19 protein-coding genes and 1 pseudogene are annotated in these 26,749 nt (G+C 74.8%); 11 read left to right on the top strand and 9 right to left on the bottom strand.

Annotated features, from left to right (window positions below; genetic code table 11):
- Window positions 1-123: 123 nt before the first annotated feature.
- The 5 genes from ACZ6BB_RS24520 to ACZ6BB_RS24500 all read left to right on the top strand — a co-directional run bounded on the left by ACZ6BB_RS24520 (window position 124) and on the right by ACZ6BB_RS24500 (window position 12,935).
- Window positions 124-990 (top strand): DUF4132 domain-containing protein, encoded by an 867-nt coding sequence (locus ACZ6BB_RS24520; protein ID WP_471617299.1) that lies wholly within the window; start codon window positions 124-126, stop codon window positions 988-990.
- On the top strand, window positions 987-5,894 hold the full coding sequence (locus ACZ6BB_RS24515; protein WP_471617298.1) for a DNA-binding protein: 4,908 nt from the start codon (window positions 987-989) through the stop codon (window positions 5,892-5,894). Before ACZ6BB_RS24520 ends, ACZ6BB_RS24515 begins: the two co-directional genes overlap by 4 nt.
- Window positions 5,895-5,983: 89 nt before the next feature.
- Window positions 5,984-7,144, top strand: a complete 1,161-nt coding sequence (locus ACZ6BB_RS24510; RefSeq protein ID WP_471617297.1) for an ATP-binding protein — start codon at window positions 5,984-5,986, stop codon at window positions 7,142-7,144.
- Complete coding sequence (locus tag ACZ6BB_RS24505; RefSeq protein WP_471617296.1) at window positions 7,141-10,947, top strand: vWA domain-containing protein; 3,807 nt, start codon at window positions 7,141-7,143, stop codon at window positions 10,945-10,947. Before ACZ6BB_RS24510 ends, ACZ6BB_RS24505 begins: the two co-directional genes overlap by 4 nt.
- Complete coding sequence (locus ACZ6BB_RS24500) at window positions 10,944-12,935, top strand: hypothetical protein (protein ID WP_471617295.1); 1,992 nt, start codon at window positions 10,944-10,946, stop codon at window positions 12,933-12,935. The genes ACZ6BB_RS24505 and ACZ6BB_RS24500 overlap by 4 nt, the downstream gene beginning before the upstream one ends.
- A 62-nt stretch (window positions 12,936-12,997) precedes the next feature.
- Here the strand turns inward: ACZ6BB_RS24500 and ACZ6BB_RS24495 are convergent, their stop codons facing one another.
- The 3 genes and pseudogenes from ACZ6BB_RS24495 to ACZ6BB_RS24485 all read right to left on the bottom strand — a co-directional run bounded on the left by ACZ6BB_RS24495 (window position 12,998) and on the right by ACZ6BB_RS24485 (window position 15,073).
- A complete protein-coding gene (locus tag ACZ6BB_RS24495; protein ID WP_471617294.1) occupies window positions 12,998-14,014 on the bottom strand; it encodes an ion transporter in 1,017 nt (338 codons plus the stop codon).
- A 129-nt stretch (window positions 14,015-14,143) separates the two neighbouring features.
- Window positions 14,144-14,410 (bottom strand): annotated as a pseudogene (locus ACZ6BB_RS24490) (CBS domain-containing protein); the annotation flags it as partial.
- 81 nt (window positions 14,411-14,491) lie between these two features.
- Entirely contained in the window at window positions 14,492-15,073 is a 582-nt protein-coding gene (locus ACZ6BB_RS24485) for a TetR/AcrR family transcriptional regulator (protein ID WP_471617293.1), read from the bottom strand.
- A gap of 169 nt (window positions 15,074-15,242) precedes the next feature.
- On the opposite strand from ACZ6BB_RS24485, the gene ACZ6BB_RS24480 reads away from it, so the two are divergent.
- Window positions 15,243-15,719 (top strand): tautomerase family protein, encoded by a 477-nt coding sequence (locus ACZ6BB_RS24480; RefSeq protein WP_471617292.1) that lies wholly within the window; start codon window positions 15,243-15,245, stop codon window positions 15,717-15,719.
- Window positions 15,720-16,217: 498 nt separating this feature from the next.
- On the opposite strand, the gene ACZ6BB_RS24475 is transcribed toward ACZ6BB_RS24480, so the two are convergent.
- Complete coding sequence (locus ACZ6BB_RS24475; protein WP_471617291.1) at window positions 16,218-16,808, bottom strand: TetR/AcrR family transcriptional regulator; 591 nt, start codon at window positions 16,806-16,808, stop codon at window positions 16,218-16,220.
- Between the two features lie 147 nt (window positions 16,809-16,955).
- Between ACZ6BB_RS24475 and ACZ6BB_RS24470 the strand changes: the two genes are divergently transcribed.
- A complete protein-coding gene (locus ACZ6BB_RS24470; protein WP_471617290.1) occupies window positions 16,956-17,387 on the top strand; it encodes a tautomerase family protein in 432 nt (143 codons plus the stop codon).
- Window positions 17,380-18,390: a zinc-dependent alcohol dehydrogenase gene (locus ACZ6BB_RS24465; RefSeq protein WP_471617289.1), complete on the top strand. Its 1,011-nt coding sequence runs from the start codon at window positions 17,380-17,382 to the stop codon at window positions 18,388-18,390. Before ACZ6BB_RS24470 ends, ACZ6BB_RS24465 begins: the two co-directional genes overlap by 8 nt.
- 135 nt (window positions 18,391-18,525) lie before the next feature.
- Here the strand turns inward: ACZ6BB_RS24465 and ACZ6BB_RS24460 are convergent, their stop codons facing one another.
- Window positions 18,526-18,999, bottom strand: coding sequence for an NUDIX hydrolase (locus tag ACZ6BB_RS24460; protein ID WP_471617288.1), 474 nt, complete (start codon window positions 18,997-18,999; stop codon window positions 18,526-18,528).
- Between the two features lie 67 nt (window positions 19,000-19,066).
- Window positions 19,067-20,683, bottom strand: a complete 1,617-nt coding sequence (gene lnt / locus ACZ6BB_RS24455) for an apolipoprotein N-acyltransferase (protein ID WP_471617287.1) — start codon at window positions 20,681-20,683, stop codon at window positions 19,067-19,069.
- Between the two features lie 293 nt (window positions 20,684-20,976).
- Here lnt and ACZ6BB_RS24450 point away from each other — a divergent pair, with 293 nt between their 5' ends.
- The gene (locus tag ACZ6BB_RS24450) at window positions 20,977-21,966 is read left to right on the top strand and encodes an O-antigen ligase family protein (RefSeq protein ID WP_471617354.1); all 990 of its coding nucleotides are present in this window, start codon (window positions 20,977-20,979) and stop codon (window positions 21,964-21,966) included.
- A 31-nt stretch (window positions 21,967-21,997) separates the two neighbouring features.
- Here ACZ6BB_RS24450 and ACZ6BB_RS24445 read toward each other — a convergent pair whose 3' ends face one another.
- Together ACZ6BB_RS24445 and ACZ6BB_RS24440 are read right to left on the bottom strand one after the other, a co-directional pair.
- On the bottom strand, window positions 21,998-22,555 hold the full coding sequence (locus ACZ6BB_RS24445) for a hypothetical protein (RefSeq protein ID WP_471617286.1): 558 nt from the start codon (window positions 22,553-22,555) through the stop codon (window positions 21,998-22,000).
- A gap of 50 nt (window positions 22,556-22,605) precedes the next feature.
- Entirely contained in the window at window positions 22,606-23,412 is an 807-nt protein-coding gene (locus tag ACZ6BB_RS24440; protein WP_471617353.1) for a glutamate racemase, read from the bottom strand.
- A 57-nt stretch (window positions 23,413-23,469) separates the two neighbouring features.
- Between ACZ6BB_RS24440 and ACZ6BB_RS24435 the strand changes: the two genes are divergently transcribed.
- Entirely contained in the window at window positions 23,470-24,645 is a 1,176-nt protein-coding gene (locus ACZ6BB_RS24435; protein ID WP_471617285.1) for a glycosyltransferase, read from the top strand.
- Window positions 24,646-24,650: 5 nt separating this feature from the next.
- Here the strand turns inward: ACZ6BB_RS24435 and ACZ6BB_RS24430 are convergent, their stop codons facing one another.
- Complete coding sequence (locus ACZ6BB_RS24430; RefSeq protein ID WP_471617284.1) at window positions 24,651-25,958, bottom strand: TerD family protein; 1,308 nt, start codon at window positions 25,956-25,958, stop codon at window positions 24,651-24,653.
- Between the two features lie 316 nt (window positions 25,959-26,274).
- Between ACZ6BB_RS24430 and ACZ6BB_RS24425 the strand changes: the two genes are divergently transcribed.
- A complete protein-coding gene (locus ACZ6BB_RS24425; protein WP_471617283.1) occupies window positions 26,275-26,712 on the top strand; it encodes a DUF6643 family protein in 438 nt (145 codons plus the stop codon).
- Window positions 26,713-26,749 lie beyond the last annotated feature (37 nt).

Here is a 26,749-nt window from a genome sequence, read left to right as displayed (position 1 = left end):
AGGGGCCCCGCAGTGATTGTCAGTGGCTGCCGCTAGCGTTCCGCACATGGTCGCACGTGGGCCGGGATTCCCCGGCTGAACTGTGCTTTCTTCCTGTGCAATTGACGCTAGGGGCTGGGGTACGTGGGTTGGCTGTCGGCGGGCGACGGGTATGAAGTCGCCCTTGTGGAGGGGCGGGTGGCGGCGCGAGCCACCTCGGGCCGGGCGGCGGGACGGCAGTTGAAGTCGCTGCCGAAGGCGCTGAAGGACCATCCGGAGGTGGACCGGCTGCGGCGGTTCGCCGAATGGCTGGATCGGCACGCGGCGGCGTGCGTCACGCAGGTGGACGCCTGGATGGTGTCGTCACTGCCCGTACCCACCGGTCTGCTGGCCCGGGTGTGGCCGGACGAGGCGTGGCAGGCCGCGCTGCGGGACCTCGCGGTGGTCGGCGACGATCCGGACGAGGTCGGCTTCCTGCGGGGGGCCACCGAATCCGGCGAACTGCGGGTCGTGAACCTGGACGGCGAGACGGTCCGCCTCTCCCCGCGCACGGTGACCCTGCCGCACCCGGTGCTGCTGCCGGACCTCGACGACATCCGGGAGTTCGCGGCGGAGCTGGGCATCGTCCAGCGCGTCGAGCAGATACACCGCGCGACCTGGCGGCGGCCGGCGGACCTGGCCGCCAAGGCCACCCAGGTACGGGACTTCACCGGGGGCAGGTTCCGCTCCCGCTTCGCCCTCGCCGCCCGCGCCACCTCCCTCGGGTACCGCGTCTCCGGTGGGTACGCCACCGCCCGCGTCCGGGACGGCGAGCGCACCGTCGAGGCATCCGTGTGGATCGGGGAGCCGTACTGGGACGACGAGGTGGAGACCGGCAGCCTGACCTGGCAGGACCAGGACGGCCGCGCCCTGCCGCTGGCCGAGGTGGGCCCGGTGGCCTGGTCGGAGGGGATGCGGATGGCCTCGGCGCTGCATGCCGGGCGTGTGATCGAGGAGGGCAAGGACGCATGAGCGGGGGCGAGGCTGTGTCGTACGAGGACATGCTGGCGGCGGGCGGGGTGCTGCCGGCGGACACCGAGGGGGCCGGGGAGCGGGCGGTGCCGCTGACGGCGCGGACGTACCGCCATCCGGGTCTGGACGACCGGGTGGTGGTGCGGCTGGTCGCCGGGGAACTGGGCGCGGCGGAGGATCTGGCCGCCGGGTTCCTCGGTCTGGAGCAGGACGCGGAGCCGGCGGTCGTGGGGCTCGGGCTGCGGCAGTCGCTGGGCTTCCCCGAATGGGTGCTGGTGCACCACCCGGCGGACGGTCACCACGCTCTGGGCGTCGTGCCGGACCTGGAGCGGGCGGCCCGGCAGGCCCGCACCAAGCCCAAGGCGGCCATGGACGCGTATCTGGAGCTGGGCGAACGGCTCGCGGCGTCGGTGCCGCACTTCCTGCCGACCTTCTACGAGCAGGCCGGGCGGGTGTTCCTCGCGGAGGAGAACGCCACCTACGCGGCCCAGTTGTTCACCCGCGCCCGCAAGGCCGAGGCGGAGCACGGGCTGGTCGTCGAGGAGGAGCGGCTCGACGCCGTGTTCCTGGAGTTCGCGCTGGCCGGCGCGCTCCCGGTGAAGGTGCTGTCGGCGTACGCGAAGGAGCTGGCCGCGCGGGTCCCCGCCGAGGAGGCGCTGCGGCGCTTCACCAGGCTGTGCCTGCGCCGCACGGCGGGCGGTCTGCCGCCCTCGGCGCAGATGGCGAACGACCTGCGCAGGCTGGCCCGCGCCGCCGGCCTCGACGCCGACGTGACCGAGCAGGACTATCTGGCCGAGCTGCTGGTCCTGCCGTCCACGCTGCGCGCGGCGGCCGGCTGGTGGAAGGGCCACCGCACGGCGCTGGTGGCGCTGGCCGCGCGTGAGCCGAAGATGCGCGGCACCCTGCTGGACACGCTCCCCTCGTCCTCCGACGAGGATCTGCCCGCGATGTGGCTGGACCTCCTGGATGCCTCCGGCGCCACGGCCGCGCTGTGGGACGGCTCCCTGCCCGCGGACCAGCGCCCGCACGACGGGGCGGCGGGCTGGCTGGAGCGGTTCCTGGTGTTCCGGGAGCGTGCGCGGTCCTGGCGCGGCTCCACCCGGATGCCCAAGCTGTACCCGCTGGTGGAACGGGCGGCGGACCAGTTGCGGACCGAACTGAAGTCTTCCGCACGTGAGCTGACGGTCACGCACGACATCGACCTGATGGACCTGCTGCTGTCCCTTGACGTGCCCGTGGCAGCTCCGAAGAAGGCCACCGCGCTGCCGCTGGAGCAGTGGGCCCCGGGTGAGGGCCACCGTGAGCTGCTGTCGCTGAGCGCGGACTCCCGTTTCCACGACGCCTTCCGCCTGGGCGCGGACCGGTTCAGCGACGACGACTCCGGACGGCGCGCGATCCGTGTGCTGGCCGCCTCCCCGGGCGGGCGCCCGCTGCTGGCGCGCTGGGTGAGCGGGGTCGTGCGGCGGTTCACCGCCGTGGGCCTGCCCCAGCTGCCCGACGCCCTCACGCGGCTGAGGTGGCTGCCGGCCGAGGCGCTGGCGCTGGCCGAGGACGAGGTCCGCGCGGCCGTCGCCACCGACCTGGCACCGGTGCTGACGCGGACCCTGCGCGCCGGGCTCTTCGACGAACTGGGCTGGCCCGCCTGGGAGGACGCCACCGCCACCCTCGTCCCGAAGAACGACGTCGAGGACATCATCGTCGCCGACGCCTGGCCGCATCTCGTCGTGGCCGGCGGAGCCCAGGCCCGCGTGATCGGCGCGGAGGGCACGGTCCTCACCCACGACCTGCGCATCCCGGCGAGCGACAGGTGGGGCGACCCGGGCTTCCACCACGTGGACGGCGAACTGCTCGTCTACTGGCGGTCCCGCAACGACGGGCTGCGCGGCTACTGGCACACCCGCGCCGACAGCCCCCGGACCATGGAGGGCCCGGGCGGCACCCGGGGCACCGAGATGGACTGGTACAAGGGCGACCTGCGGCTCACCCTGCCCCTGCCGGGCGGCGGCCGGACCACCGGCGCGGGCGTCCTGCACACCGGGGACACCAGGGTCCCCGAGGAGCGGTGGCTGATCTTCGACGGCGCCTCGTACTGGGTGTGGCACGCGGAGGGCGAGCAGGACGCCCACGGCTTCCACGAGTACGACCCGGCCACGAACACGCGCGGGCGCCGGAGCCTGCCCGCGTTCCTGTCCGACGCGTTGCGTGACGCCCCCGAGGGCAGCACCTACGACAGCGGCTGGCTCGGCCCCTCCCCGACCGTCGGCCGCACACCGGCCTCGGCTCCCGTGGACGGTGTGGTCGGCATCCGCACGATCCGGCTGCCCGACGGCTCCCTGCGTACCCGGGACCTCGCCGGACACACCGTCACCCTGCCCGCCGACCGGGGCAGGGCGGCCGCGCTCGTGGTGTTCCCGGGCGACGACCGGGCCCGTGCCGTCGTCCGCAACGGCTGGCAGCTGGAGATCGTCGACACCGACGGCGTCGTCACCTCCGTCGCGAAGACGGACCGTACGCCGGGCGTCTTCGGAGAGGGCACGCTGCTGCTGCCGCCGGTGCAGTTCTGGGAGTGCATGACCGCCCGAGACCCGGAGGGCTCCGCCGCACTGCGCCGCGTCGACGGCGACACCGCGGCGGCTCTGCTGACGGCCGCCGCCCAGGAGGACAAGGAGGCGCTGCCCACCGCGATCCGCACGCTGCTGCCGGTCACGCACGACGCGCTCGTCGCGGGTATCGCCGGAGTCGTGCGCCACGCGGCCGGCCAGCAGGCCGTCCTCGACGGGGCCGCGGCGCGGCTCACCCGGGCGCTCGACGGGGGCCTGGAGGAGGAGGGACCCGCCGGGCCGGCGGACACCGTGCTCCAGCAGGCCCTGAGCGGTGTCGGCGGATCGGCCGGCTACTGGTGGAACCGTGACGACCAGGCCGACACCGTCTTCCGTGCCCTGCGCACCCTGACCAGGGCCGCCGGGCACGGAGAGACCGCCGTGCCGCAGGAGCGCGCCGTACGCCTCCACCTCGACGGGACCGGGCTGCCGACCGGGCGGCCCGAGCTGTCGGCGCTGATCGACCGCGTGTGCGCCCTGGCGTTCCGGGCCGCGGCCCTCACCACGGCTCAGGAGCACCGCGAGGTAGTGAGGACACTGCTCGAACGGCTCGACGCCCTCGGACTGGGGAACGACGGCGCGTCCACCCGCTGGCGCGAGGTGACCCTGAGGCTGGGGGCCGACCAGTTGCGCACCCCGTCGGGGGCATGGCGCGAGGGCTCGTGGGACGGACTCCTGCCGCTGGGCGGCGGCGCGTTCCTGGCGATCGTGGAGCACGGCTCGCCGGACAACGACGGCTGCACCTTCCGGGGGTACTTCCACGACCCGGCGGAGCGGTTCGAGACACCGGAGCCCTACACGCTCCAGAAGTCCTCCCCGCTGGGCGTGGCGGGAGATGCCCCCTGGATCGGCGGGTTCCTGGCGGAGCTGGCCGCGCGCGGGCCGGCGCCCTGGTTCCCGGAGGCCGCCGAGGAGTTCGCCCGTCTGACCGGGGTCACCGAGACGGTGGCCCGGCTGATCGTGGCCGGGCTTCCGGGGGTCGACGTCCACCAGCGCACGTTCCTGACCACGGAGGCACGCCAAACCCTCGGGGTCAAGGCCGCCCCCGCGGCCGTCGCCAAGGACGAACTCCAGGGCGTCGACAGCGCGGTCCGCGCGGCGGTGGTCGGCGCGCTGCTGCCCGACGACCCCGCCGGTCTGTGGACCGACGGGCCGAACGTGGCCGCCGCGGCCGAGCTGTGGAACAGCGAGGTCGGCAGGCGGACGGCCGTGCCCGAGGACGTGCTCGCCGACGCGTTGCGCGCGGTCAAGCATGCGCGGTGGAACGTGCGCGAGGCCCTGCCCGCGCTGCTGCATCCGGCCGGTGAGCCGCGGCTCACCCAGGACCTGGAATGGGCGGTCAGGGGCGACCGGGTCCGGCCGGTGACGGACGACGCGGTCGGGTTCACGGCGGACACGCTGGTCGGCTCGGTCGGCCTGGCCGCCTGGCTCGCCCACCGCCTGCCCGCGGGCGACCCGCTCCGGGCCGCGCTGCCCGTCGCGCTCACCGCCGTACGGGAGCGGCTCGCGCACCCCGGGCTGGTGCTCGACCTCGGGCGGTACATCAGCATCACCCAGTTCCGGAAGACGGCCGGCACCCCGACCGAGACCGGCGAGGGCTTCGAGCGGTACGGCGCCGTCGTCCTCGCCACCCACGACGACCAGCCGGCGCCGGGCGTCCGGGTCGCGCTGCTCGACGAGGCCGGCCAGGACCCGTACCTGCCCGCGCTGCGGGTGGACGATCAACGGCCCTACGCGGCCGAGGTGGCGCTGCGCCTGGCCCGCTCGGCCCCGTTCGCGGCGCTGCTCGACGACCCGGGCGCCCCGCTCGCCGGCGAGCGTGCCGCGGACGGCACCTGGTGGCCGCAGGACCCGAGCCGTTCGGTGCCCGATCTGGTGACCGAGGTGGCGAAGGAGTACGGCATCGGTGAGGACGCCGCCACGCTCTATCTGATGCTGCTCGCCATGCCCGACCCGACCGACCGCGTGACGGCCCGGTGGACGGGGTGGAAGCCGGCCCGGCTCAGGGCGGCCCGTGCCGAACTGGCGGGGGGCGAGCTGGTGGTGGAGGCCAGCCGCACCAGGGCGGGGCGTTCGCTCTTCCTGCCCGGCGCCTGGGTCGACCCGAAGGCACCGCGTCTGCCGCTGGAGCGGTGGAAGCTGCCGCTGTTCGGCGAGCTGATGAGCGACGAGCACGCGACGTTCGGCGTGATCGTGCCGGCCGAACCGGCCGCCGAGCTGTACCGCAGGGCCTGGCAGCGCGTCCAGGACGGCGACGCGCCCCGGTTCGAGGAACTGAAGGTGCGGCGGGGCCGCCGCCGCTGACCTTGTCGGGGGCGCCCGGCACCGGGCGCCCCCGGCCCCTCCCCACCCACGAACGACCCACACCACAGCCCTACCGAGCAAGGACATCCATGACCCCGACCGACACGGCGACGGCCCTCCCGGCCCGGCAGACCCTGCCCGCCGAGGAGCGCCACGCCACCGAACTCGACTTCCTCGCCGCCCATGACCAGGGCCCCCGCCCGCCCGGCTGGCGTCTGACCCCGCGTTCCGTGGTCACCTTCGTCTGCGGCAGCGGCGGCGACGCGCTGAAGCCGGCCAAGCCGCACGAGACGCTGCCCGACAAGCTGGTGATCGCGCCCAAGTTCGTCGGCGAACGCGCCCTGGTCGAGCGGTGCGTGGTCACTCTCGCCGGTGAACGGGGCCTGCTGCTGGTCGGCGAGCCCGGTACGGCCAAGTCGATGCTCTCCGAGCTGCTGTCGGCCGCCGTGTGCGGCACCAGCGCGCTGACCGTGCAGGGCACCGCGGGCACCACCGAGGACGCCTTCCGCTACGGCTGGAACTACGCCCTGCTGCTCGCCCAGGGTCCGACCCCGCAGGCGCTGGTCGACTCGCCGGTGCTCGGCGCCATGCGCTCGGGGCGGGTGGCGCGGGTCGAGGAGATCACCCGCTGCCTGCCCGAGGTGCAGGACGCCCTGGTGTCGATCCTGTCCGACCGCCGGGTGAGCGTGCCCGAGCTGTCCGGCACGGACGACGCCCAGGTCCCGGCCGCGCCCGGGTTCACCGTCATCGCCACGGCCAACCTGCGCGACCGGGGTGTCTCGGAGATGTCGGCGGCGCTCAAGCGGCGCTTCAACTTCGAGACCGTGCACCCGATCGCCGACGTGGACGCCGAGACGGCCCTCGTCCGTCGGCAGGCGGAGGCGGCGGTCCAGCGGGCGGGCGCCGCCTTCGGTGTGGACGACGCCGTGCTCGACGTGCTGGTGACCGTCTTCCGCGATCTGCGTGAAGGGCGCTCCGCGGAGGGCTGGGACGTGGAGCGTCCCGGCACGGTGATGTCCACCGCCGAGGCCGTGCAGGTCGCGGCCTCGCTCGGGGTGGCCGCCGCGTATCTGCCCGGCGGGGACGCCCTCGACCTCGTCCCCGGGCATCTGCTGGGTGTGGTCCGCAAGGACGACCCGGCCGACCACGCCCGGCTGCTCGGCTACTGGGACGGTCCGGTGCGGCGCCGCGCCGAGGACGGCTCGGCGATGTGGCGCCGCCTGTGGGACCTGCGGGAGAACCTTCGGTGACGACCGCTCAGGACCCGCGGGCGGCCGTCACGGCCCTCGCCGACTCCGCCGCGCCGTACCTGCTCGGGGTACGGCACCACAGCCCGGCCCTCGCCGCGGCCGTACCCGCCCTGCTGGACTCCTCGGGCGCCGAGGTGGTGTGCGTGGAGCTGCCGGCCGACTTCCAGCACTGGCTCCCCCATCTCGCCGCCCCCGGCACCGTGGCACCGGTCGCGCTCGCCGGGGCGAGCGAGGGCGGACGGCTCGGCTTCTACCCGTTCGCCGACTTCTCCCCCGAACTCGCCGCGCTCCGCTGGGCGCGTGAGCGGGGCGTGGAGGTGATCTGCTGCGACCTGCCGATGGCGGATCCGGCGTGGAGCACGGAAGCCACCGGTCCGGGCCCGGACCTCCCGGCACCGCCCACGAACGGACCGGCGGACGGCCCCATGGACGACCTGGCGGACGGTCCCGCCACGCCGGCGCACGGCCCCGTTCCGGCCGCCGACACGCGGAGCGCGGTCGCCGAGGCCGCCGCTCCCCTCGCCCCGCCCACCGCGTTCGCGGCCGCGCTCACCGCCGCCGGCACGGGGCGCGACGGCGACGACCTGTGGGACCGGTGCGTGGAGGTGCTCGCCCCCGGCTGCGCCCCCGAGGCGATCCGCCGTGCCGCTCTCGGCGTGGGGTGGGCGCTGCGTCGCGATGCCGAGTCGTCGGGCGGCGTGCCGTCGGTCGACCTGGCCCGCGAGACGCACATGCGGGACACCATCGCCCGCGCGGCGGCGGGAGGCCGCCGGGTCGCGGCAGTGATCGGCGCCTTCCACGCCCCGGCCCTCACGGACCCGTCCGCGACCGGCCCCGCCGAGGGCGAGAGCGGGGCGCCGGTCACACGTACGGCCGGCGCCGCCGGCCGGGCCCGGGGCACGGGGTTCGTCGCTGAGCACCCGTCCGTCGTCACCTCGCTCGTCCCTTACGCCTTCGACCTGCTGGACTCCCGTTCCGGGTACCCGGCCGGCATCCGGGACCCGCGCTGGCAGCAGGCGGTGTTCACGGCCGGCGGCGAGCCAGGGCTGCTGCGGGACGCCGCCGCACGGGCGATCACCGACGTGTGCCGGGAGCTGCGCGCCGCCGGGCACACCGCGGGCACCGGGGAGGCCACCGAGACCCTGCGGATGGCGTGCGACCTGGCCAGCCTCCGGGGGCTGACCGCCCCCGGCCGGGGCGAGGTCCTGGAGGCGCTGACGACCGTCATGGGCCAGGGCGAGCCGCTCGGCCGGGGCCGGGCCCTCGCCCGGGCACTCGAAGTGGTCCTGGTCGGCACCGACCGGGGGCGGATCGCTCCGGGCACCCCCCGGTCCGGCCTCGGTCCGTCGGTGGAGGCGGAGCTGGCCGCGCTGCGGCTGCCCGGCCCGGACGACCCCGCCTCGCGCGAACTGCGCCTGGACCCGCTCCGTTCGGCGCTCGACAGCCGCCGCGAGACGCTGCTCCAGCGCCTCGCGGTGTGCGGCGCGGGCTACGGCGAGGCCGTGGAGGTGGCCGGCACGGGCGACGGCACGGCGCTCACCACCCGGTGGCGGCTGTCCTGGACGCCCGCGGTTCCCGTACGGCTGGACCTGGCCGGGATACGGGGCGTGACCGCGGCCCTGGCCGCCGAGGGCACGCTGCGGGAGACCTTCCGCCGGGAGTCGGCGGACGGCGGGCCCACCTGTGCCCTGGTGCTAGCCGGGCTCCGCGCGGCGGCCCGCTGCGACCTGCCCGCGCTGGTCGCCGACCGTCTGGCCGACGCCGCCGCCGTGCTCCCGGCGGCGGCCACGCTCCCCGAACTCCTCGAAGCGCTCGACCTGTTGGAGGCGCTGCGCCGGGGCCATCTGCCCGGCACCACCGCCGAGGGCAGGCTGTCGGCGGCCGAACTGGCCGTCGACCTCCTGGAGGCAGCCGTCCGCGCGCTGCCGGGCCTCGCGGGCAGCGACCAGCCGGAGGACGCGGCCGCGCTCGTCGCCCTCGCCTCGCGGGCCGGTGAACACCGCCTCGGTCTGCGCATGGACGACGCCCTGGCCACCCTCGCCCGCACCGGCTCCCCGCTGGTCCAGGGCGCGGCGCTGGCCGCCCGCGTCCTGCTCGACCTCGACGCCGCCGACACTCTCGGGGCACGTGCCGCGGGCTGGATCGACACGGCCACCGGCCCCGACGGCCGCCTCGCACTGGCCCGTCGCCTCAGCGGCCTGCTCAGCGGCGCGGCCCCGCTCCTGCAGTCCGCGCCGACCGCGCTGGACCCGCTGCTCGACCGTGTCGACACGCTCACCGACCAGGCGTTCCTGGACCGGCTGCCCGCTCTTCGCGGCGGTTTCGACACGCTCACCCCGGCCGGCCGCGACCGTCTTCTCGACACCGTGACCGAACGCCTCGGCGACCGGCTGGACCTGTCGCTCAGCGCCTCACCGGCACTCCTCGCGCTGTGGACGGCGGCCGACGGGGCGGGCCTGGCGGCCGTCGACCGGCTGCGGCTGCCGACCCGCACGGCCCCGGTGGGGCGACCCGAGGACGTGGCCGACGCCACCACCCCGGACACGCACATCACCCCGGACACGCACACCGTCCCGGAGCCCCCCGTCGCCCCTACGGGACCGAGTACCCCCGCCGGCCCCGGGGCCACCGGGATCGCCGCGGCCGAGGTGCCCGCCCGCGAGGCGCCCGGCCTCCTCCACCTCACCCCCGCCGACCGCTGGCGGCTGCTCCTCGGCCGGGAGAGCGAGAAGCTGCCGCAGGGTGCCCGCCGTTACGCGCACGCCCTGGACGAGCTGTACGGCACCGGCCGGGGCGAGGGTTCCTCGGATCTGGGACGGGAGGGCGGCCGGGGCCGGGCCGGCGGTCAGGACACGTCGTTCCCCACGGCCCGGGAGTGGGCCGAGGAGCTGGACGCGCTGTTCGGCGCGGAGGTCCGCGAGGAGGTGCTGGCACGGGCCGCCGACCAGGGCCGTACGGACGTCCTGGCCGAGCTTGACCCCAAGGCCGTCCGTCCTTCGGTCGACCTGCTCACCTCGGTGCTGTCCCTCGCCGGAGGGATGCCGGAGCAGCAACTGGCCCGGCTGCGCCCGCTGGTCCGGCGTCTGGTCGACGAGCTGGCGAAGGAGCTCGCCACCCGTATGCGGCCCGCGCTCACGGGTCTGGCCACCCCGCGCCCGACCCGCCGCCCCGGCGGCCGGCTCGACCTGCCGCGCACCCTGCGGGCGAACCTGGCCCACACGCGCCGGACGGCGGACGGCCGGACCGTGGTGGTGCCGGAGCGGCCGGTGTTCAGCACCCGGTCCCGCAAGGAGGCGGACTGGCGGCTGATCCTCGTCGTCGACGTGTCGGGGTCCATGGAGGCCTCGGTCATCTGGTCGGCGCTGACCGCGGCCGTGCTGGGCGGTGTGCCCACGCTGTCGACGCACTTCCTGGCCTTCTCGACCGACGTGATCGATCTGACCGACCGGGTCGACGACCCGTTGTCGCTGCTGCTGGAGGTACGGGTCGGTGGCGGCACCCATATCGCGGCGGGGCTGGCCCACGCCCGTTCCCTGGTGACCGTGCCCAGCCGGACCCTGGTGGTGGTGGTGAGCGACTTCGAGGAGGGCTACCCGCTGGGCGGGCTGCTCGGCGAGGTACGGGCCCTCGCGGGTTCCGGGGTGCATCTGATGGGCTGCGCCGCCCTGGACGACACCGGCACCCCGCGCTACTCGGTGCCGGTCGCCCAGCAGCTCGTCGCGGCCGGGATGCCGGTCGCCGCCCTCAGTCCCCTCGCCCTCGCCCGCTGGGTGGGCGACCGGCTCCGCGGAGAGACCCGATGAACGCCGAACTGCCCCCGGCGGCACCCGATGTGGTGGCCGCCGCCGTCGAGAGTCTGACCTCACGGCTGCGCAAGAAGCTGGACGCCGCGATCGAGACGTACGCGGCCCTGCCCGTCACGGCCGACGGCTCTGCCCTGCGCGTCCGGTGCGGCGAGGACGCCGAGGTGACGCTCACTCCCGGGCCGTCCGGCGCGGTGACCGACGCCGAGCGGGCGGTGTGCAGCTGTCTGCTCGCCCCCCGCTGCCTGCACCGGGCCGCGGTGCTGAGCGCCTGCCCGGTGGCCGACACCGAGGCCGAGGGCGGCGGCACGGGCGGGGACACCGCCGGCGCGGTCACCGATGCGGGCGGCCCGACCGGCCCCGGAGCCACCGGGCCTACCGGCTGCACCGACCCCGGCGGCTCCACAGCGGACGACAGCGCCACCGCCACAGGCACCCGCACCGGCACCGGCACCGGCACCACGGGAACGCCCCACACCCCCGCGGCGGCGGCCCTCCCCGTCGCCCGACCCACGCCCCCCACCCCGGCCCAGACCGCCGCCGCGGCCGGACTCTGGGCCGCCACCGCGGCCGTGCTCGCCGCCGGGGTCCCGGCCGCGGGCGCGGTGCCGCAGGCGGAGCTGCTGCGGGCCGCGCACACCGCGCGGCTCGCGGGGCTGCACCGCGCCGAGGCGGCCGCCCTGCGGGTGGTGCGCGGCCTGCGCGGCGCGCGCGCCCGGCACGAGAGCCACCGGTTGGCCGACCTCGTCGCCAACGTGCGCGAACTGCTGCTCACCACCGGCCTGCTGTCGGCGGCGGACCCGGATCCGGCCCTCGTCGGCACCGCCCGCCGCGCCTACCGGCCGGGCGGCAGCCTGCGGGTGCACGGTGTGTGCCGGGAGCCGGTGATCTCGGCCACCGGCTACGGCGGTGTCGTCACCCACCTCGTCTCCGACGAGGGGGACTGGTTGTCGATCGCCGACGTCAGACCGGGCGGCCCGGCGCGCGCCCGGGGCGCCGGCACGGCCACCGTCGCTCTCGGCTCCGGCACCCTCGACCACGCCCGGCTCTCCCGCGGCGGCCTGCTGATCTCCGGCGCCACGCTCTCCCCGGACGGCCGCCTCGGCTCCGGCAAGGGCGTGCGGGCCACCCCGCTCACCGGCCTGTCCTGGACGTCGGGACCGCTCGCCGCCCTCTTCGCCCGCCCCCTGGCCGAGGCGGTCGCCGAACGGCTCGCGGTCGCCCCCGGAACCGATCCGGAACAGGCCGAGCAGACGGCCCGCCGGCTGATCGGCTGCGACCTGGTCCTTGTCGGGGCGGCGGGCGATCATCTGCTCGCCCGCGAGGTGTCGCCGGCCGGGGCCTCGACCGGGGACGGGCTGCTCGTCCGGCTGACTCCGGCGAACGGCCACCCGGACCTCGCGCACACCGCCAACTTCCGCCGGCTCGCCACCCGGCCCGGCCTGCGGCTGCGTGTGCTCGGCCGGCTCGAACCCGACCGCGCCGCCACGCTGCGCCCCCTGGCGGTCGGCCCGGCACCGGACACGGAGGCCACGCTGCGGCTGCCGGACGACTGGCAGGGCCACGCCGACCTGGGGTACGACCGCCTCCAGGGCGCGCACTTCCCACCGCCGGACGCCCTGCCCGCCCCGGAGGGCCTGGTCGGCGTCCCGGCCGACCCGCTGGCCGAGGCCCCGCTGTGGCGGGTACGCCGGCTGGTCGAGGTCGCCGTCTCCGGGGGCCGCCGCGCGGTCGCCGAGCCGGCCCGGGACGGCGACCGGAACGGAGCGGGTGCGGCCCTGCGGCGCAGCGGTTTCCACGCGGCAGCCGACCTGTCGAGCGCGCTCACCGCGGAGGCCGACCGTCGCTCCCGGGACGTCTTCGGCCGCGTCACCGATCCCGACCCGGCCCCCTACGCCCGCGCCTGGCTCGCCACCGCGGTGTATCTGGCCGCCACCGAACGCGCCCTGGTCCAGGCCACCTGGCAGCCGGCGGCCTCCGGCACCTGACCGCGGGCCGCCCCGACCGCCGTGCCTGCCCCGGTCTCCCCCGACCGGGGCGGGCGCGTCGCTCAGACCCGGCCCGACGGCTCCGGCACCGGTTCCCCCGCCGGCTGGTGCGGGATGGACGGACGGTGCCGCTGGAGGCTGGATTCGAGAGCATCGAGGGCCTGCCGGGCGGCAAGGATGCGGGCGAGGAGTTCACCCTCCTCGGAGGTGTGCCCCTCGGCGGCCGGGCGCGCCGGGCTCGGCGTACGGAGCGACTCCCCCTGCCCGCCGACGGGTTCCGCCTGGGCACGCGTACGCTCCGCCTGCGCACGGGCCCTCTCCTCCTCTTCCCGTTCCATCTCACGGGCCTCGTCGAGGGAGCTGATGACGACGCCGATGAGGACGTTGACGAGCACGAAGGAGGCGAAGAGGACGTAGGAGGCGTAGTAGACGATGCTCCAGCGGGAGATCTCCAGGCCGGCGCGGACGGCGTCGCCGAGGCCGTCCAGGGTCATGAGGAGGAAGAGGGTGAGGACGGCCCGGCCGAGGGAGCCGAAGTGTTCGGGGTCGTGCTCGGCGAAGAACACCCAGCCGACCATGGCGTAGACGTACAGCAGCAGGGCGCCGACGAGAAGGAAGCTGAAGGTGCCGGGCAGGCTGCGGCCCACGGCGACCATGAAGACGCGCAACTGGGGCAGGAAGCGGGCGGTGCGCAGGACGCGGGCCAGGCGCAGCAGCCGCAGGACGGTGCCGTTGTCGCGGGCGAAGGGGAGGAAGGCGGAGGCCACGACGGCCAGGTCGAACAGGTTCCACGGGTCGCGCAGGAAGTCACGGGGGCGGTCGGCGTGCGCACAGGCACGCACGAGTATCTCCGCGGTGAACGCGACCAGGAAGGCGTGCTCGGCGAGGCGTAACCACATGCCCCAGCCCGCCACCAGCGCGCTGTACGTCTCCACGCCCAGCAGCGCCGCGTTGGCGAGGATCAGGGCGAACACGGTGACGCCGAACCAGCGGGCCTCCGTGACGGCGCGGGCCCGTTCCGCGAGCTCCCGGCGGAGGGTCCGCCGGCCCATGGTCGTACGGTCGTGCGGGTCGGTCATCCTGCTGTACCTGCTCCTTCGCGCAGCGCGACGTCCCGCCGGCCGGGGCGGCCGGCGGGGCCGTTGGAACGATCACGCTCCAGGAGACTTCTACAGCACGGTCGACATGGGGTGCGCCGAGGGCGGCCCTCAGGCCGCCCGGGGTTGCAGGTAGCGCGCCAAGAGGTCGTCCAGGGTGACCAGGCGCCCCGAGTCGTCGTGGACGACGGCGAGGGTGGCACGGTGCCGGCGCAGGACGTCGATCGCGTCGGCCACGGTCGCGTCGTCCGGCAGTTCCGGTACGGGCCGGGCGAGGGTCCGTGCCGTGACGGCGCGGCCCTTCGTCCGGGCGACCAGGGCGTCGCGGGCGTGGACCGAGCCGAGGACGGTGGTGTCCCCGGCGCGGACGAGGAGGCGGCGCGTACGTCCCGGCCCGTCGCACGGCCCGGCCGACCATCGCGGAGGTGCCGCACCACGAGTGCGGCACGCGCGGACGCCTCACCTCCGGGAGGGCGCCCCCGTACGCAGGCCGCGCATGACGAGGTCGAAGAGGCGGGCGGCGCGGGGCTCCCAGTCGCCCTGGGGGTCGAGCTGCCAGACGCCGGCGATGGCGAGGACGAGGTCGTCGGCCGTCACGTCCGGGCGGATGGTTCCGGCGTCGTGGTTGGCCGTCAACAGGCGTTCGATCGCGGCGACCAGGAGCGAGGAGCCGGGTTTCGCCGGGGCACCCGTCGCGGCGGTGGCCCGGCGCAGCGCGTCGGCCAGTCCGGCCTTGGCGGTGGCGTAGCGGGCGAGGTGGTCCAGCCACGCGCGCAGCGCCCGGTCGGGCTCAAGGGTCCGGAGCAACTCGGCCGCCCCGTCGACGAGTTGCTGCACCTCTTGGCGGTGGACCTCCAGGACGAGCGCCTCGCGGCTGGGAAAGTTGCGGTAGAAGGTGCCCTGCCCCACACCCGCCTTCTTGGCGATGGTGCTGAGCGGGACGTCGGCGGACCGCGCCAGCTCGGCCAGCGCGACCTTCAGGATGCGCTCGCGATTGCGTTGCGCGTCGGACCGCTGCGGCACCTCACTCGCCGACACCACTCGCCCGCCCTTCCTGACGCACGCCCGGCACTGACGGACAGATGTCCACTTAGGGCGACCTTACCGCGCCTCCCGGGCCGGAACGAACACCCGCCCGCCACCCTGCCCCACCGGAGCACCGATCGAGGCGGTGTACGGTCCTCTATAACACTCGTCATAGGAGGCAGGCATGACCGTCGTCACCGTCAACACCGTGCAGGGCCGACTGAGCCTCGACCAGCGCCGGACGCTGGCCGAGACCCTGACGGACGCCGTGCTGGTGCCCGAGGTCGGACAGTTCGCCCCGGCCGCGCGGGCCGGCTTCCAGGTCCACTTCACGGAGCGGGCGAGGGACATGGCCGCGATCGGCGGCCGGCTCCTGGCGGACGGTGAGCAGCCGGCCGACACCATGGTGATCGACGTCACGGTGATGGACGGCGACTGGCGCCGGGAGGTCAGGGCGGAGGTCATCGAGCGCGTCCTGGCCGCGATGGCCGCGGCCTGCGGGGTCCCCGAGCCCTCGCCGACGTGGTGGGTCACCTTCCGGGTCGTCGACGAGGGCAGCTGGGGCTCCGGCGGCGGCGTCCTGTCCGTTCTCTCCCTCCTCGACAGCGGCGTGTTCACCGAGGAGAAGGCCGCGGCGATCCGCGGGGCCGTCGGGGCCTGAGCCCACGGCCGAGGTCCGCCGACCCACCTCGGGGCGGGCCGGCGGACCCGGGGAGCACGCCGGGGGTGAACCCCCACTCACCACCGCGCGGGTTGGCGCAGACGGCGTCGGGGACCGCGTGGGGAGCCGTATCGGAACGGCACGACGGTCGTCGGGGGCAGCGCCGTGCGCTCCATCGGGCGGCCGGCACCGACCCGGCCCGCCTCGCGGACCGAGCCCTTCGACCGGGCGGCGAGCCGGGCGCCGGTGCCCCCGCCGGGGCGAGTCCGCCCAACAGCCCCTCCACGGCGCCGCGGGCACGGATCAGCGTTCGCGACACGTCGATACATCGATACATCGGTACATCCGTACGTCGACACGTCGCCACTCGGCACGTCGAGGGCGACGACGTCGCCCGAGCCCGCACGGATCACGACAGGGCCGACTCACCGCTCCCACCCGACACGGCAGAGCCCTCGGCGGCGAAGCCCGGACCCCACCCGGTCACCTCCGCCGGCCTCAGCCCCGGCTCTCGACAGCCCCGGCGATCAGCGCCACCAACTGCTCCCCCACCTGATCCAGCGGCCGGGCGCTGCGCTTGGCACGGCACATGGCGGTGGCGCCCTCGACGGAGGCCACGACGAGGGCACCGAGGGCGGCCGCCCGCTCCGGGTCGACGCCGTGGTCGCACAGCGCGTCGGCGAGCAGGCGCTCCCAGCCGTCGAACGCGGCGGCGGCGGCACTGAGGGCCGCGGGGATCTCGCCGTCCGGCGGCTCCTCGACGGACACGGCGAGGATGGGGCAGCCGACCCGGAACTCGCTGTCGACGACGATGCCGCGCCACAGGGCCAGGAAGGCACGGACCCCGTGGACGGGCCCGTCCTTCAGCGCCTTGCCCAGGGCACGGGCGATGGCCGTCTCCGCGTATCGCACGGCCTCGGTGGCCAGTTGCGCCTTGCCCTCGGGGAAGTAGTGGTACGTAGAACCGAGCGGCGCCTTGGCGTGCTTGGCGAGATTGCGGATGCTCGCGGCATGCAGCCCGCGTCTGCTGATCAGGTCGGCCGCCCCGGCGACGATGCGCTCACGGGACGGCGAGCCGCCGTGCGTCAAGATCGTAGTCCCCTCTGGTTATGTCGCTCGTCATAGTCTAGCGTGACCTCCGTCTATAACGTTCGTCATGGACCGCTCGGATGCAGTCGCCCGCAGCGCCGCACCGCCCCCACGCCCCACGTCGACACACTCCGAAAGGAACCCGCCATGCCGATGATCCGGCTCACCGCCCCCACCGGTTCGCTGACCGAGAAGGGCCGCGCGAGCGTCCAGCGCGAGCTGGCCGCCGTACTGCTGCGCTGGGAGCGCGCGCCCGACGCGCCGTTCTTCCGCGCCCAGGCGTGGAGCTACCTGATCGAGCTGCCCGAGGGGGCGCAGACCACGGCCGAGGACGACGAGCCGCGCTTCCTCGTGGAGGTGACGGTCCCCCAGGGGGCACTGTCCGACGAGCGCAGGGCCGGGCTGGTCGAGGAGGCCACCAAGACCGTCCTGGAGGCCGCCGGACTCTCCCAGGACCACGCCATGCGTGTCTGGGTGCTGGTGAACGACCAGCCCGAGGGCACCTGGGGCGCGGGCGGCGCCGTCATCCGCTTCGCCGACCTCGTCGCGCTGGCGAGGGAGCAGCGGGAAGGTGCGTGAACTGACCTACGTGGCCCGCCACACCGTGGAGTGGCGTGAGGCCCCCGACCCCGTGCTCCGGTCCGACCGGGAGGCGATCGTCGCCCCGGTCGCCGCCACCTCGTGCGACGTGGACTCCGCGATCCTCGCCGGCCACGGCTTCATCGACCCGCCCTTCGCCCTCGGTCACGAGTGTGTGGCACGGGTCGTCGAGACCGGCGACGCCGTCACCACCGTGGCCCCCGGCGACCTGGTGGTGGTCCCCTGGTCCGTCAACTGCGGCACTTGCGACCACTGCCGGGCCGGACTCACCGCGCACTGCACGGCCGTACCGCACATGGCCATGTACGGGGCGCCGATCGGCGGCAGTTGGGGCGGGCTCTTCTCCGACCTGGTCCGGGTGCCGTACGCGGAGGCCATGCTGGTGCCCCTGCCCGCCGGCCTGGACCCGGTCGCCATGGCCTCGGCGAGCGACAACTGGTCCCTTTCCTGGCGGCTGGTCGCCCCCCACCTCAGGAACCGGCCCGGCGCCCGCGTCCTGGTCGTCGCGCGGGGCAGCATCGGTCTGTACGTGTGCGACATCGCCCGCGCGCTCGGCGCCTCGGACGTGCTGTACGTCGACCCCGACCCCGGACACCGGGCGCTCGCCGAGGGCTTCGGCGCCCGTACCGCGGAGGTGTTCGAGCCCGTACCGCACGGCTTCGACCTCGCCGTCGAGGCCACCGGACGGGTCGACCAGCTGGCGCTGGCGGTCAGGTCCCTGGCCCCGGAGGGGGTGTGCGAGTCGGCCGGCAATCATTTCCGGCCGGGTGAACTGCCCCTGCTGGACATGTACCTCACCGGCGTCACCCTGCGGATCGCTCGCGACAACGTCCGGGCCCACCTCCCGGACGCTCTCGAACTGGCTCGCTCCGGAAAGGTGGACCCCGCCCGGGTCGTCTCCCACGTCCTCGACTGGGAGCAACTCCCGGACGCGCTCCCGGAGAAGCACCTCAAGCCGGTCTTCGTACGCCCCGCCGCCTGACCGTGGCCAGCGCCGGGCCACGGATCCCTCCGGCACCGAGAGCGACGAGAGCGACGAGAGCACCGGGGACGTCGAGGACGTCACCGGCCCGGCCTCCTGCACCCGCCCGCAGGGGGCCGGGCCGGTGGCCGGGCATCAGATCGTGGGGTCGAACCACGTGACCGTCTCGGACATCGCCTGCTTGATCCGGAACAGCGCGAACTCGTTGAGGTCCGGCAGGGCGTCCAGCGAGAACCAGCCGACGTCCAGCGACTCGTCGTCGTTGACCCGTGCCTCGCCGCCGACGGCCCGGCAGTAGAACGTGGTGTCCATGTACTGGCAGACGTCACCGTTGTCGTACCGCACCGGGTCCAGCGCTTGGACGAGGACGATCCGTTCGGCCACGCACCGCACCGCCGTCTCCTCGTAGACCTCCCGCACGGCGCAGGCCGCCGGCTGCTCCCCCGGGTCCGGGATGCCGCCGATCAGCGCCCACCTGCCGGTGTCGGACCGGCGGCCCAGCAGCACTCTGCCCTCGTCGTCGAAGACGAGGGCGGTGACTCCGGGGAGCCAGAGCAGCTGGTTGCCGGCGGAAGCACGGAGTGTGCGGATGAAGTCAGGGGTAGCCATGGAGCCGACCCTAACGGGCCGGTTCCCTCACCCCCGCCGTTCCGGCACGCGCACGCGCGGCGTACGGCTACACGCCACCGGCGCGCCTCCCGCGCACACCGGCTCCGATCGCCCAGCCGAGTCCACCGGCCGCGACCAGCACCAGAAGCATCTCGGGCGCGATGCCGAACCGGGTGGCGGGCGTCTGCGAGGAGCGCAGCGGCACCTTCTGGACCAGCGAGTCCGGGACGAACATGCCCGTCTTCTGGGTGATCCTGCCGTCCGGCATGATGATCGCGCTGACGCCGCTGGTCACCGGCACGGTGACGGTGCGGCTGTGCTCGACGGCACGGACCCGGGACATGGCGAGCTGCTGGTAGGTCATCTCGCTGCGGTCGAAGGTCGCGTTGTTGCTCGGCACCGAGATCAGCTGGGCGCCGTCGGTGACCTCGGAGCGCACGGCCCAGTCGAAGGCCGCCTCGTAGCAGGTGACGAGGCCGACCTCGGCGCCGTGCATGGTGAAGACACCCGGTTCGGTGCCCCGGCTGAAGTCCTTGCGGACCATGGAGGTCCACTCGCTGTTGATGGCTCCGATGAGCGACCGCAGCGGGAGGTACTCGCCGAACGGCTGGATCTGCCGCTTGTCGTAGGTGTCGACGGGGCCCTTCTCCGGGTCCCAGAGGATCTGCTCGTTGTAGAGCCTTCCGTCCCGCTCGACGACACCCCCGACGGAGATGGGGGCACCGATGGCGGTGGCCGCCCGCTCGATCACCGCGCGGGCGTCGGCGTTGGCGAAGGGGTCGATGTCGGAGGAGTTCTCCGGCCAGAGCACGAAGTCGGGCCTGGCGACCTTGCCCGCCCGGACGTCGGCGGCCAGCCGCTCGGTCTCCTTGGCGTGGTGGTCGAGCACGGCCCGCCGCTGGGCGTTGAAGTCGAGCCCCAGGCGCGGCACGTTGCCCTGGATGACCGCCACGGTCGCCGTGCCGTCCTCGGCCTCGTCGCTCACCAGGGCCCGGGACGCGAGGGCGCCGGCCAGGGGGACGGCCACGGAGAGCGCGGCCACGGCGGCGGTGCCCCGCCGTACGGCCTCGCCGGTGCGGCGGTTCGCGACGAGCAGCCGCACCGCCTCGCAGAGTCCGAAGCCGCACAGCACGACCGCGAAGCCCAGCACGGGTGTGCCGCCGAGCGCGGCCAGCGGCAGGAAGACGCCGTCCGCCTGACCGAAGGCGATCTTGCCCCAGGGGAAGCCGTGGAACGGGGCACGCGCGCGTGCCGCCTCACCGGCGACCCACACCGCGGCGGCCCACACGGGCCAGCCCGGCAGCTTCGAGACGACGGCGACGCCCGCGCCGACGAGCGCCACGAACACCGCCTCGATCAGGACGAGCGCGAGCCACGGCCCGGGGCCCACCTCCACGCCGGTCCACACCAGCAGCGGAAGCAGGAATCCGAGGCCGAAGAGATAGCCGAGACCGAGCCCCGCCTTCCAGCCGCGTCCGCGCAGCACCCAGCCGAGGACGGCGAAGGCCGGCAGGGCCAGCCACCACAGGGTCCGGGGCGGGAAGCTGACGTAGAGCAGCACCCCGGAGAGCGCCGCGGCGGCGGCCGGAAGGAGCCGGGCGGCCCATCGGGACACCCGGGAGACGGGCGTGGCCTGGGGTTCGAGCTGTTCCGGCTCGTCTACGGGAGTGGCGGTGACGGTCACTCGGGGAGTGTACGGCGCGTCACCCCGGCGCCGACAGCGCGGCCCGGGCGTCCGGCGTGAGGCTTTTGTCGCACCCCAGCCGCAACGTTCCTGCGCAACTCGTCCACAAACCGGCGCATCACCCGTTACGGTGTCCGCGAGCCTCTGACGTGCGGCCGGACGGAGTCCGGGCGGTCGAGGCCCGGCACAGGCGAGAGGCGTCGGGGGGCGACGGGTTGGGGTCCACGAGGACGCGGTCCGCGGCCGGTGCGCCGGCCGCACGCGAGAGACGGAACGTCTCCGATGTGACGGGTGTGCTGCTGCTCGGGGCGTGCGCGGCCTGGTCGCTCACCACGGCGGCGGTGCGGGGCGGCCGTCCCGAGGGGGTGCTGCTCGCGGTGCTCGCCGTGGCGGCCGGCTATGCGACGGGCCGGATCTGCGGGGCGCTGCTGCCGGTGCTGGCACCGTCCGCCGCGGCGCTGGCCGGATTCGGTCTGGCGGTCACGGCACCGCACACCGTGGCGGGCTCGCCGCTGATCTCGCCGCTCGGGCACACCGGGGCGACCGCCGCGCTCATGGCCCTGTCCGCGGGCGCCGCCTGCTGTGCCGCCTGGGCGACGCCGTCCCCCGGGCCGCGGCTGGCCCTGCGGCTGCTGGCCGGCGGCATCGCGGTGACGGCGGCGGTGCTCGGGTCCACCACCGGTGTCGCCGCGTGCGTCGCAGTGCTGTTGTGCTCGCTCGCGTCGGACCGGATGCGGCACCGTGGCCTGGGGCTGGCGGGGCTCGCGGCCGGCACGGTCCTGGTGACGGCGACGGTCTGGGCGATCGCCGAGGACGCGCTGCCGTCCGGACTGACCGACTCGCTGGAGGGGCAGCTCACCCCGCACCGGGTGCTGCTGTGGCACGACGCGCTCGGCCTGGCCCACGACGAGCCGCTGCTGGGTACGGGGCCGGGCCGTTTCGGGGAGCTGAGCCCGACGGTCGCCCTGTCGCTGCCGTCCGACGACCGGCCCCACTCGGCTCCGTTGCAGCTGGCGGCCGAGCAGGGGCTCGTCGGGGTCGCCCTGCTCGCCGCCGTGTTCGGCTGGATCCTGTACGTGCTGTGGCGGGCCCCGCGTTCCACTCCGGTCGTCCTCACCGCCGGCGCGGCCCTGACCGCGCTGGCCGCGATCGCCTCCGTCGGCAACGCGCTGAGCTTCACGACGGTGACGGCGGGCGCGGGGCTGCTGGCGGGCATGGCGACGGCCCGGCCCCTGACGGACGAGGACGACGGCGGCCCGGGGCCCGGCCCCGGGGACCGCTAGAACACAGGGGTGCCCGCGGAGCGGCAGGTCGTCAGCGTGCGGCGCCGGACGCCCTCGGGCTCAGCCGGGCGCGGATGACACGGACGGCCGTTTCCGCGTTGTCCACGGTGATCGTGAACGTGTGGCCGTCCCAGAGGCGCAGCACCACGGCCTCCCCCCGTCGTACGACGACGGCGGTGCCCTTCTCGGGCCGCCAGCGATAGCCCCAGCCGCCCCACTGGTGGGGAGTGACGCAGGCGGCGAAGTCGGCGTCGGCGACCTGGGACAGCGGGATACGGCGACGGGGTACGCCGATGTGGCCGCAGCGGACCTCCAGGCACTCGTCGTCGACCCGCACCGAGACATGGACGAACGCGAGGGTGCCGAAGAGGACGAGCAGTCCGGCCGCGATGCAGCCGACGACCGCCATGACGAGCGGAGCCGTACCGGACGTCCACGCGGAGTCGACCGCCAGTTCGATACCCAGTGCCATGAACGCGGCGCCGCCGAGCGCCAGCAGCCATTGACCGCGGTTGGTCGCGCGGCCGGTCCAGACCTCGGAGCCCGGGCCCTCAGGGGTACCCGTCTCGCCGTGGGGGTGGTCCCTCATGGCTCTGAGACTACTCAGATTCCGCAGCGCGGGCACCTGGTCGCGGAGCGTCACTGCTCCGGGTGGACGGCCGGTACGGGAGCGGTCGTCCGGAGCAGGGAGCCCTCCGCGTAGGCCAGCGCCGGGGCGGGCAGCGCCCCCTCGCGGCCGCTGAGGATGACGGTCAGCGTCGCCCCGGTCCAGTCGGCCTCGGGCTTGGGCAGCTCACCGATGCGGCGCAGCGCCTGGGCGGCCACGGCGCCGGCGGAACCGTGCAGCACGAGAGGCGGGCGGCCGGGCTGCTGGACGGCCGCGCGGATACGCTCGGCGACCAGTTCGTAGTGGGTGCAGCCGAGGACGACGGTCGTGACGTCCGCGGGGGTGAGGGCGGCGGCCGCGGCGATCGCGGCGTCGATCGCCGCGTCGTCCGCGTGCTCCACCGCTTCGGCCAGCCCCCAGCAGGGCACTTCGGTGACCGCGACGCCGTCGGCGAACTCCTCGATCAGGCCGCGCTGGTAGGGGCTGCCGGTGGTGGCGGGTGTGGCCCAGATGGTGAAGGGGCCGCCACCGGACGCGGCGGGCTTGATCGCCGGGACGGTCCCGATGACCGGCAGACCGGGTTCGAGGAGCGCTCGCAGGGCGGGCAGGGCGTGCACGGACGCGGTGTTGCAGCCGACGATCAGGGCGTCCGGCGCGTGGGCGGCGGCCGCCGCCGCGACGGCGAGGGCGCGCTCGGTGAGGTCCTGGGGCGTGCGCGGGCCCCAGGGCATGCCGTCTGGGTCGGAGGAGATCACCAGATCCGCGTCGGGCCGCAGCCGCCGTACCGCGGCGGCGGCGGGAAGCAGACCGATACCGGAGTCCATGAGCGCGATCTTCACCCGGCCACGATAGACGATGGCCTCGGCGGGGCCGCCGCCGTGGGGCAGACTGCGCACGTGAGCGCCATCGCGTGGACCGCCGCCGGATCACTCGCCGCCTGGTTGTGGCTGCTGCTCGGCCAGGGCTTCTTCTGGCGCACCGATGTGCGCCTGCCCCCGCGCCGGGATCCGGACCACTGGCCGTACGTCTGTGTCGTCGTCCCCGCCCGCGACGAGGCCGGCGTGCTGCCCGAGAGCCTGCCGTCGCTGCTGGCGCAGGACTATCCCGGCAGGGTGGAGATCTTCCTGGTCGACGACGGCAGCTCGGACGGCACCGGTGAGCTGGCCCGCGACCTGGCCCGACGGCACGGCGGACCGGCCCTGACGGTGTCCTCCCCCGGGGAGCCGCCCCCGGGCTGGACGGGCAAGCTGTGGGCCGTACGGCACGGGATCGAGCTGGCACGCGCGCGGGAACCGGAGTTCCTGCTGCTGACGGACGCGGACATCGCGCACCGGCCGGACAGCCTGCGCGCGCTGGTGGCGGCCGCGCGCACGGGCGGCTTCGACCTGGTCTCCCAGATGGCCCGGCTGCGTGCCGAGAGCCCGTGGGAGCGGCTCGTCGTGCCGGCCTTCGTCTACTTCTTCGCCCAGCTGTATCCGTTCCGGTGGATCGGCGTACCGGGTTCGCGCACGGCAGCAGCGGCGGGTGGCTGTGTGCTGCTGCGCACCGAGGCCGCCGAGCGGGCGCGGATCCCGGAGGCGATCCGGCAGGCGGTCATCGACGACGTGGCCCTGGCGAGGGCGGTGAAGAGGAGCGGTGGCCGGATCTGGCTGGGGCTGGCGGAGCGGGTCGACAGCGTGCGCCCCTACCCCCGGCTGCGCGACCTGTGGCACATGATCGCGCGCAGCGCCTACTCCCAGCTGCTGCACAGCCCGCTGTTGCTGGCCGGCACGGTCCTCGGCCTCACCCTGGTCTACCTCGTGCCGCCCGTCGCACTCCTGGCGGGACTGCTCGCCCGGGATCCGGCGACGGCGCTCCTGGGCGGCCTCGCCTGGCTGCTGATGACGGCGACGTACCTGCCGATGCTCCGCCACTACGGTCAGCCCCTCCGGCTCGCCCCGCTGCTGCCGTTCACCGCGTTCCTGTATCTGCTCATGACGGTGGATTCCGCGGTGCGGCACCACCGGGGGCGCGGTGCGGCCTGGAAGGGCCGCACCTACGCACGCCCGGAGCCGGTCCCCGACGAGGGGTAGCGCGGCTACTTCCGTCCGGGGGTCCAGTTCATCCCCCACCCGTAGGCGTAGTCGACCGTACGCTGCGGGCTCACTCCGCGTTCGGGCACCAGGTAGCGGGCCTCGCGCTGGACGATGAGGTCGCCGCCCTGGTTGGTGATGAGGGCGAGCGCGCAGACCGTGGAGGGGACGGTGCATTCGTCGAGGGAGAAGTCGATGGGCGCGCCGTGCTGCGGCTGGAGCGTGACCGTCGCGTGCAGGTCGGCGAAGGAGCGGGCGCCCTCGTAGATGGTGACGAAGATCAGGATGCGCCGGAAGTGCTGCGTGTGGTCGAGGTTGATGGTGAGGTTCTCGCCGCTGCTGACGGCGCCGGTGCGGTCGTCGCCGTCGAGGTGGATGAAGGGCGGCTGGCGCAGGGAGCCGAACGCGTTGCCGAGCGCCTGGACGACGCCCTTGCTGCCGTCGGAGAGTTCGAACAGGGCGCACAGGTCGAGGTCGAGGTCCGCGTGCATGGCGACGGCGCGGCCCAGCTTGCTGCCCCACCCCTTGAACTGCTTGCGCACCTCCCAGTTGAGGTTCACACGCATCCCGCCGGAGGTGCCGCCCTGCTTGGTGAGAGAGACCGCCGGGGCCTCCTTGGTGAGCGTCACCTTGGTGAGGCGGACCGGTGCGGGGGCCGTCGCGGGAGGGGCGGGCGGCGGGGGCGGGGCGTGGGTCACCGGCGGCGGCACGGTGACCGGAGGAGCGACGGGCGTGGGGGCCGTCGGCGTGGGCGCGGCCACGGGGGCGGGGGCCGCGGCCTGCTGCTGGGGTTCGTCCACGGTGATGCCGAAGTCGGTGGCGAGGCCCTCCAGTCCGCTGCTGTACCCCTGGCCGACGGCGCGGAACTTCCAGGCGCCCTGCCGGCGGTAGAACTCCCCGAGCACGAAGGCGGTTTCGACCCCGGCGTCCGCGCTGTCGTAGCGGGCGATCTCGGTGCCCGCCCGTTCGTCGAGCACGCGGATGTGCAGGCCGGGCACCTGCCCGAAGGTGCCGCCGTCCGCCGAGGCGGCCACGACCACGGTCTCGACGGCGGACTCCACGCGCGCGAGGTCGACGACGAGCGACTCGGTCACCTGGCCGCCAGCGTCCCGCTTGCCCTCGTGCCGGACGGCGCCGGAGGAGTGCGCGGGCTGGTTGTAGAAGACGAAGTCGGCGTCCGAGCGCACCTTCCCGCCGACGAGCAGCAGCGCCGAGGCGTCCGTGTCGGGCACACCGGGTCCGGAGCTTCGGCCCAGTTCCACGCGCAGCGCGGTCGTCGGCACCGCGGTGTTCGATCCTTTCGGCATTGACATGTCCGCCCCCATCAGAAGGTCATCCAGAAGGTCGTCGCCAGACCGCGTCCCACGCGGACCGTCGGATCCGGCCGGATCCGTTGTCGGCGCCAAACCTATTCCCCCGGGGCCCGGAACCCCCAGAACCCGTACCGAAAGATCGTGGCCGACCGTCGGTAACCCGCGGGGAACTCTGCCTTTACACGATCAGTACGCGTTTTGCTGCCCTTTTTCGCCGAGTTCGCTCGCATTGGGGGTCCAGCGTCACTGCCCACACGGAAAACAACCCTCTTATCGGTCTCCCCAACCAGCACATCGTGGGCTTAACTTATGTGCCATGACCTCCCCCCGCTCCACCTACGGCGGCGGTTACTACTCCGCCTCGTCCTTCGCGGACACCCCGATCTACGACTCTCTCGTCGCCGAGCGGGGAACCCCTCAGATCGCCCCGATCCGGGTACCCGCCCAGTACGACACCCCGGGCAGCAACCTGCCCGCGCTGCCGTCGGCGCTGCCCGCGCTGCCGTCGGGTCCCTCCCAGTCCGCCTACGGCTATCCGCAGGCGCAGCAGCCCTCGCCGTTGCAGCAGGCGCCCAACGCGTACATCCCGCAACAGGTCGCGGGCCCGCGCGGCTATCCGGGCGCCCAGCCTCAGCAACAGCAGCAACGGCCCATGGCCGGGTACGAAGCCATGCGTCCGGCGGCTCCGCGCCCTGCCCCGTCGGCCCCCTACCAGCAGGATCCGTACAACGGCCAGCAGTACCGCGGGTACTGAGGCACTCGGCACAATTCGCGTGGGGTTGTCACGATCT

Source organism: Streptomyces sp. NPDC041108, assembly GCF_055592645.1.
The sequence above is the reverse complement of the archived record's forward strand: the minus strand, read 5'-3'. Positions and strand labels throughout refer to the sequence as shown.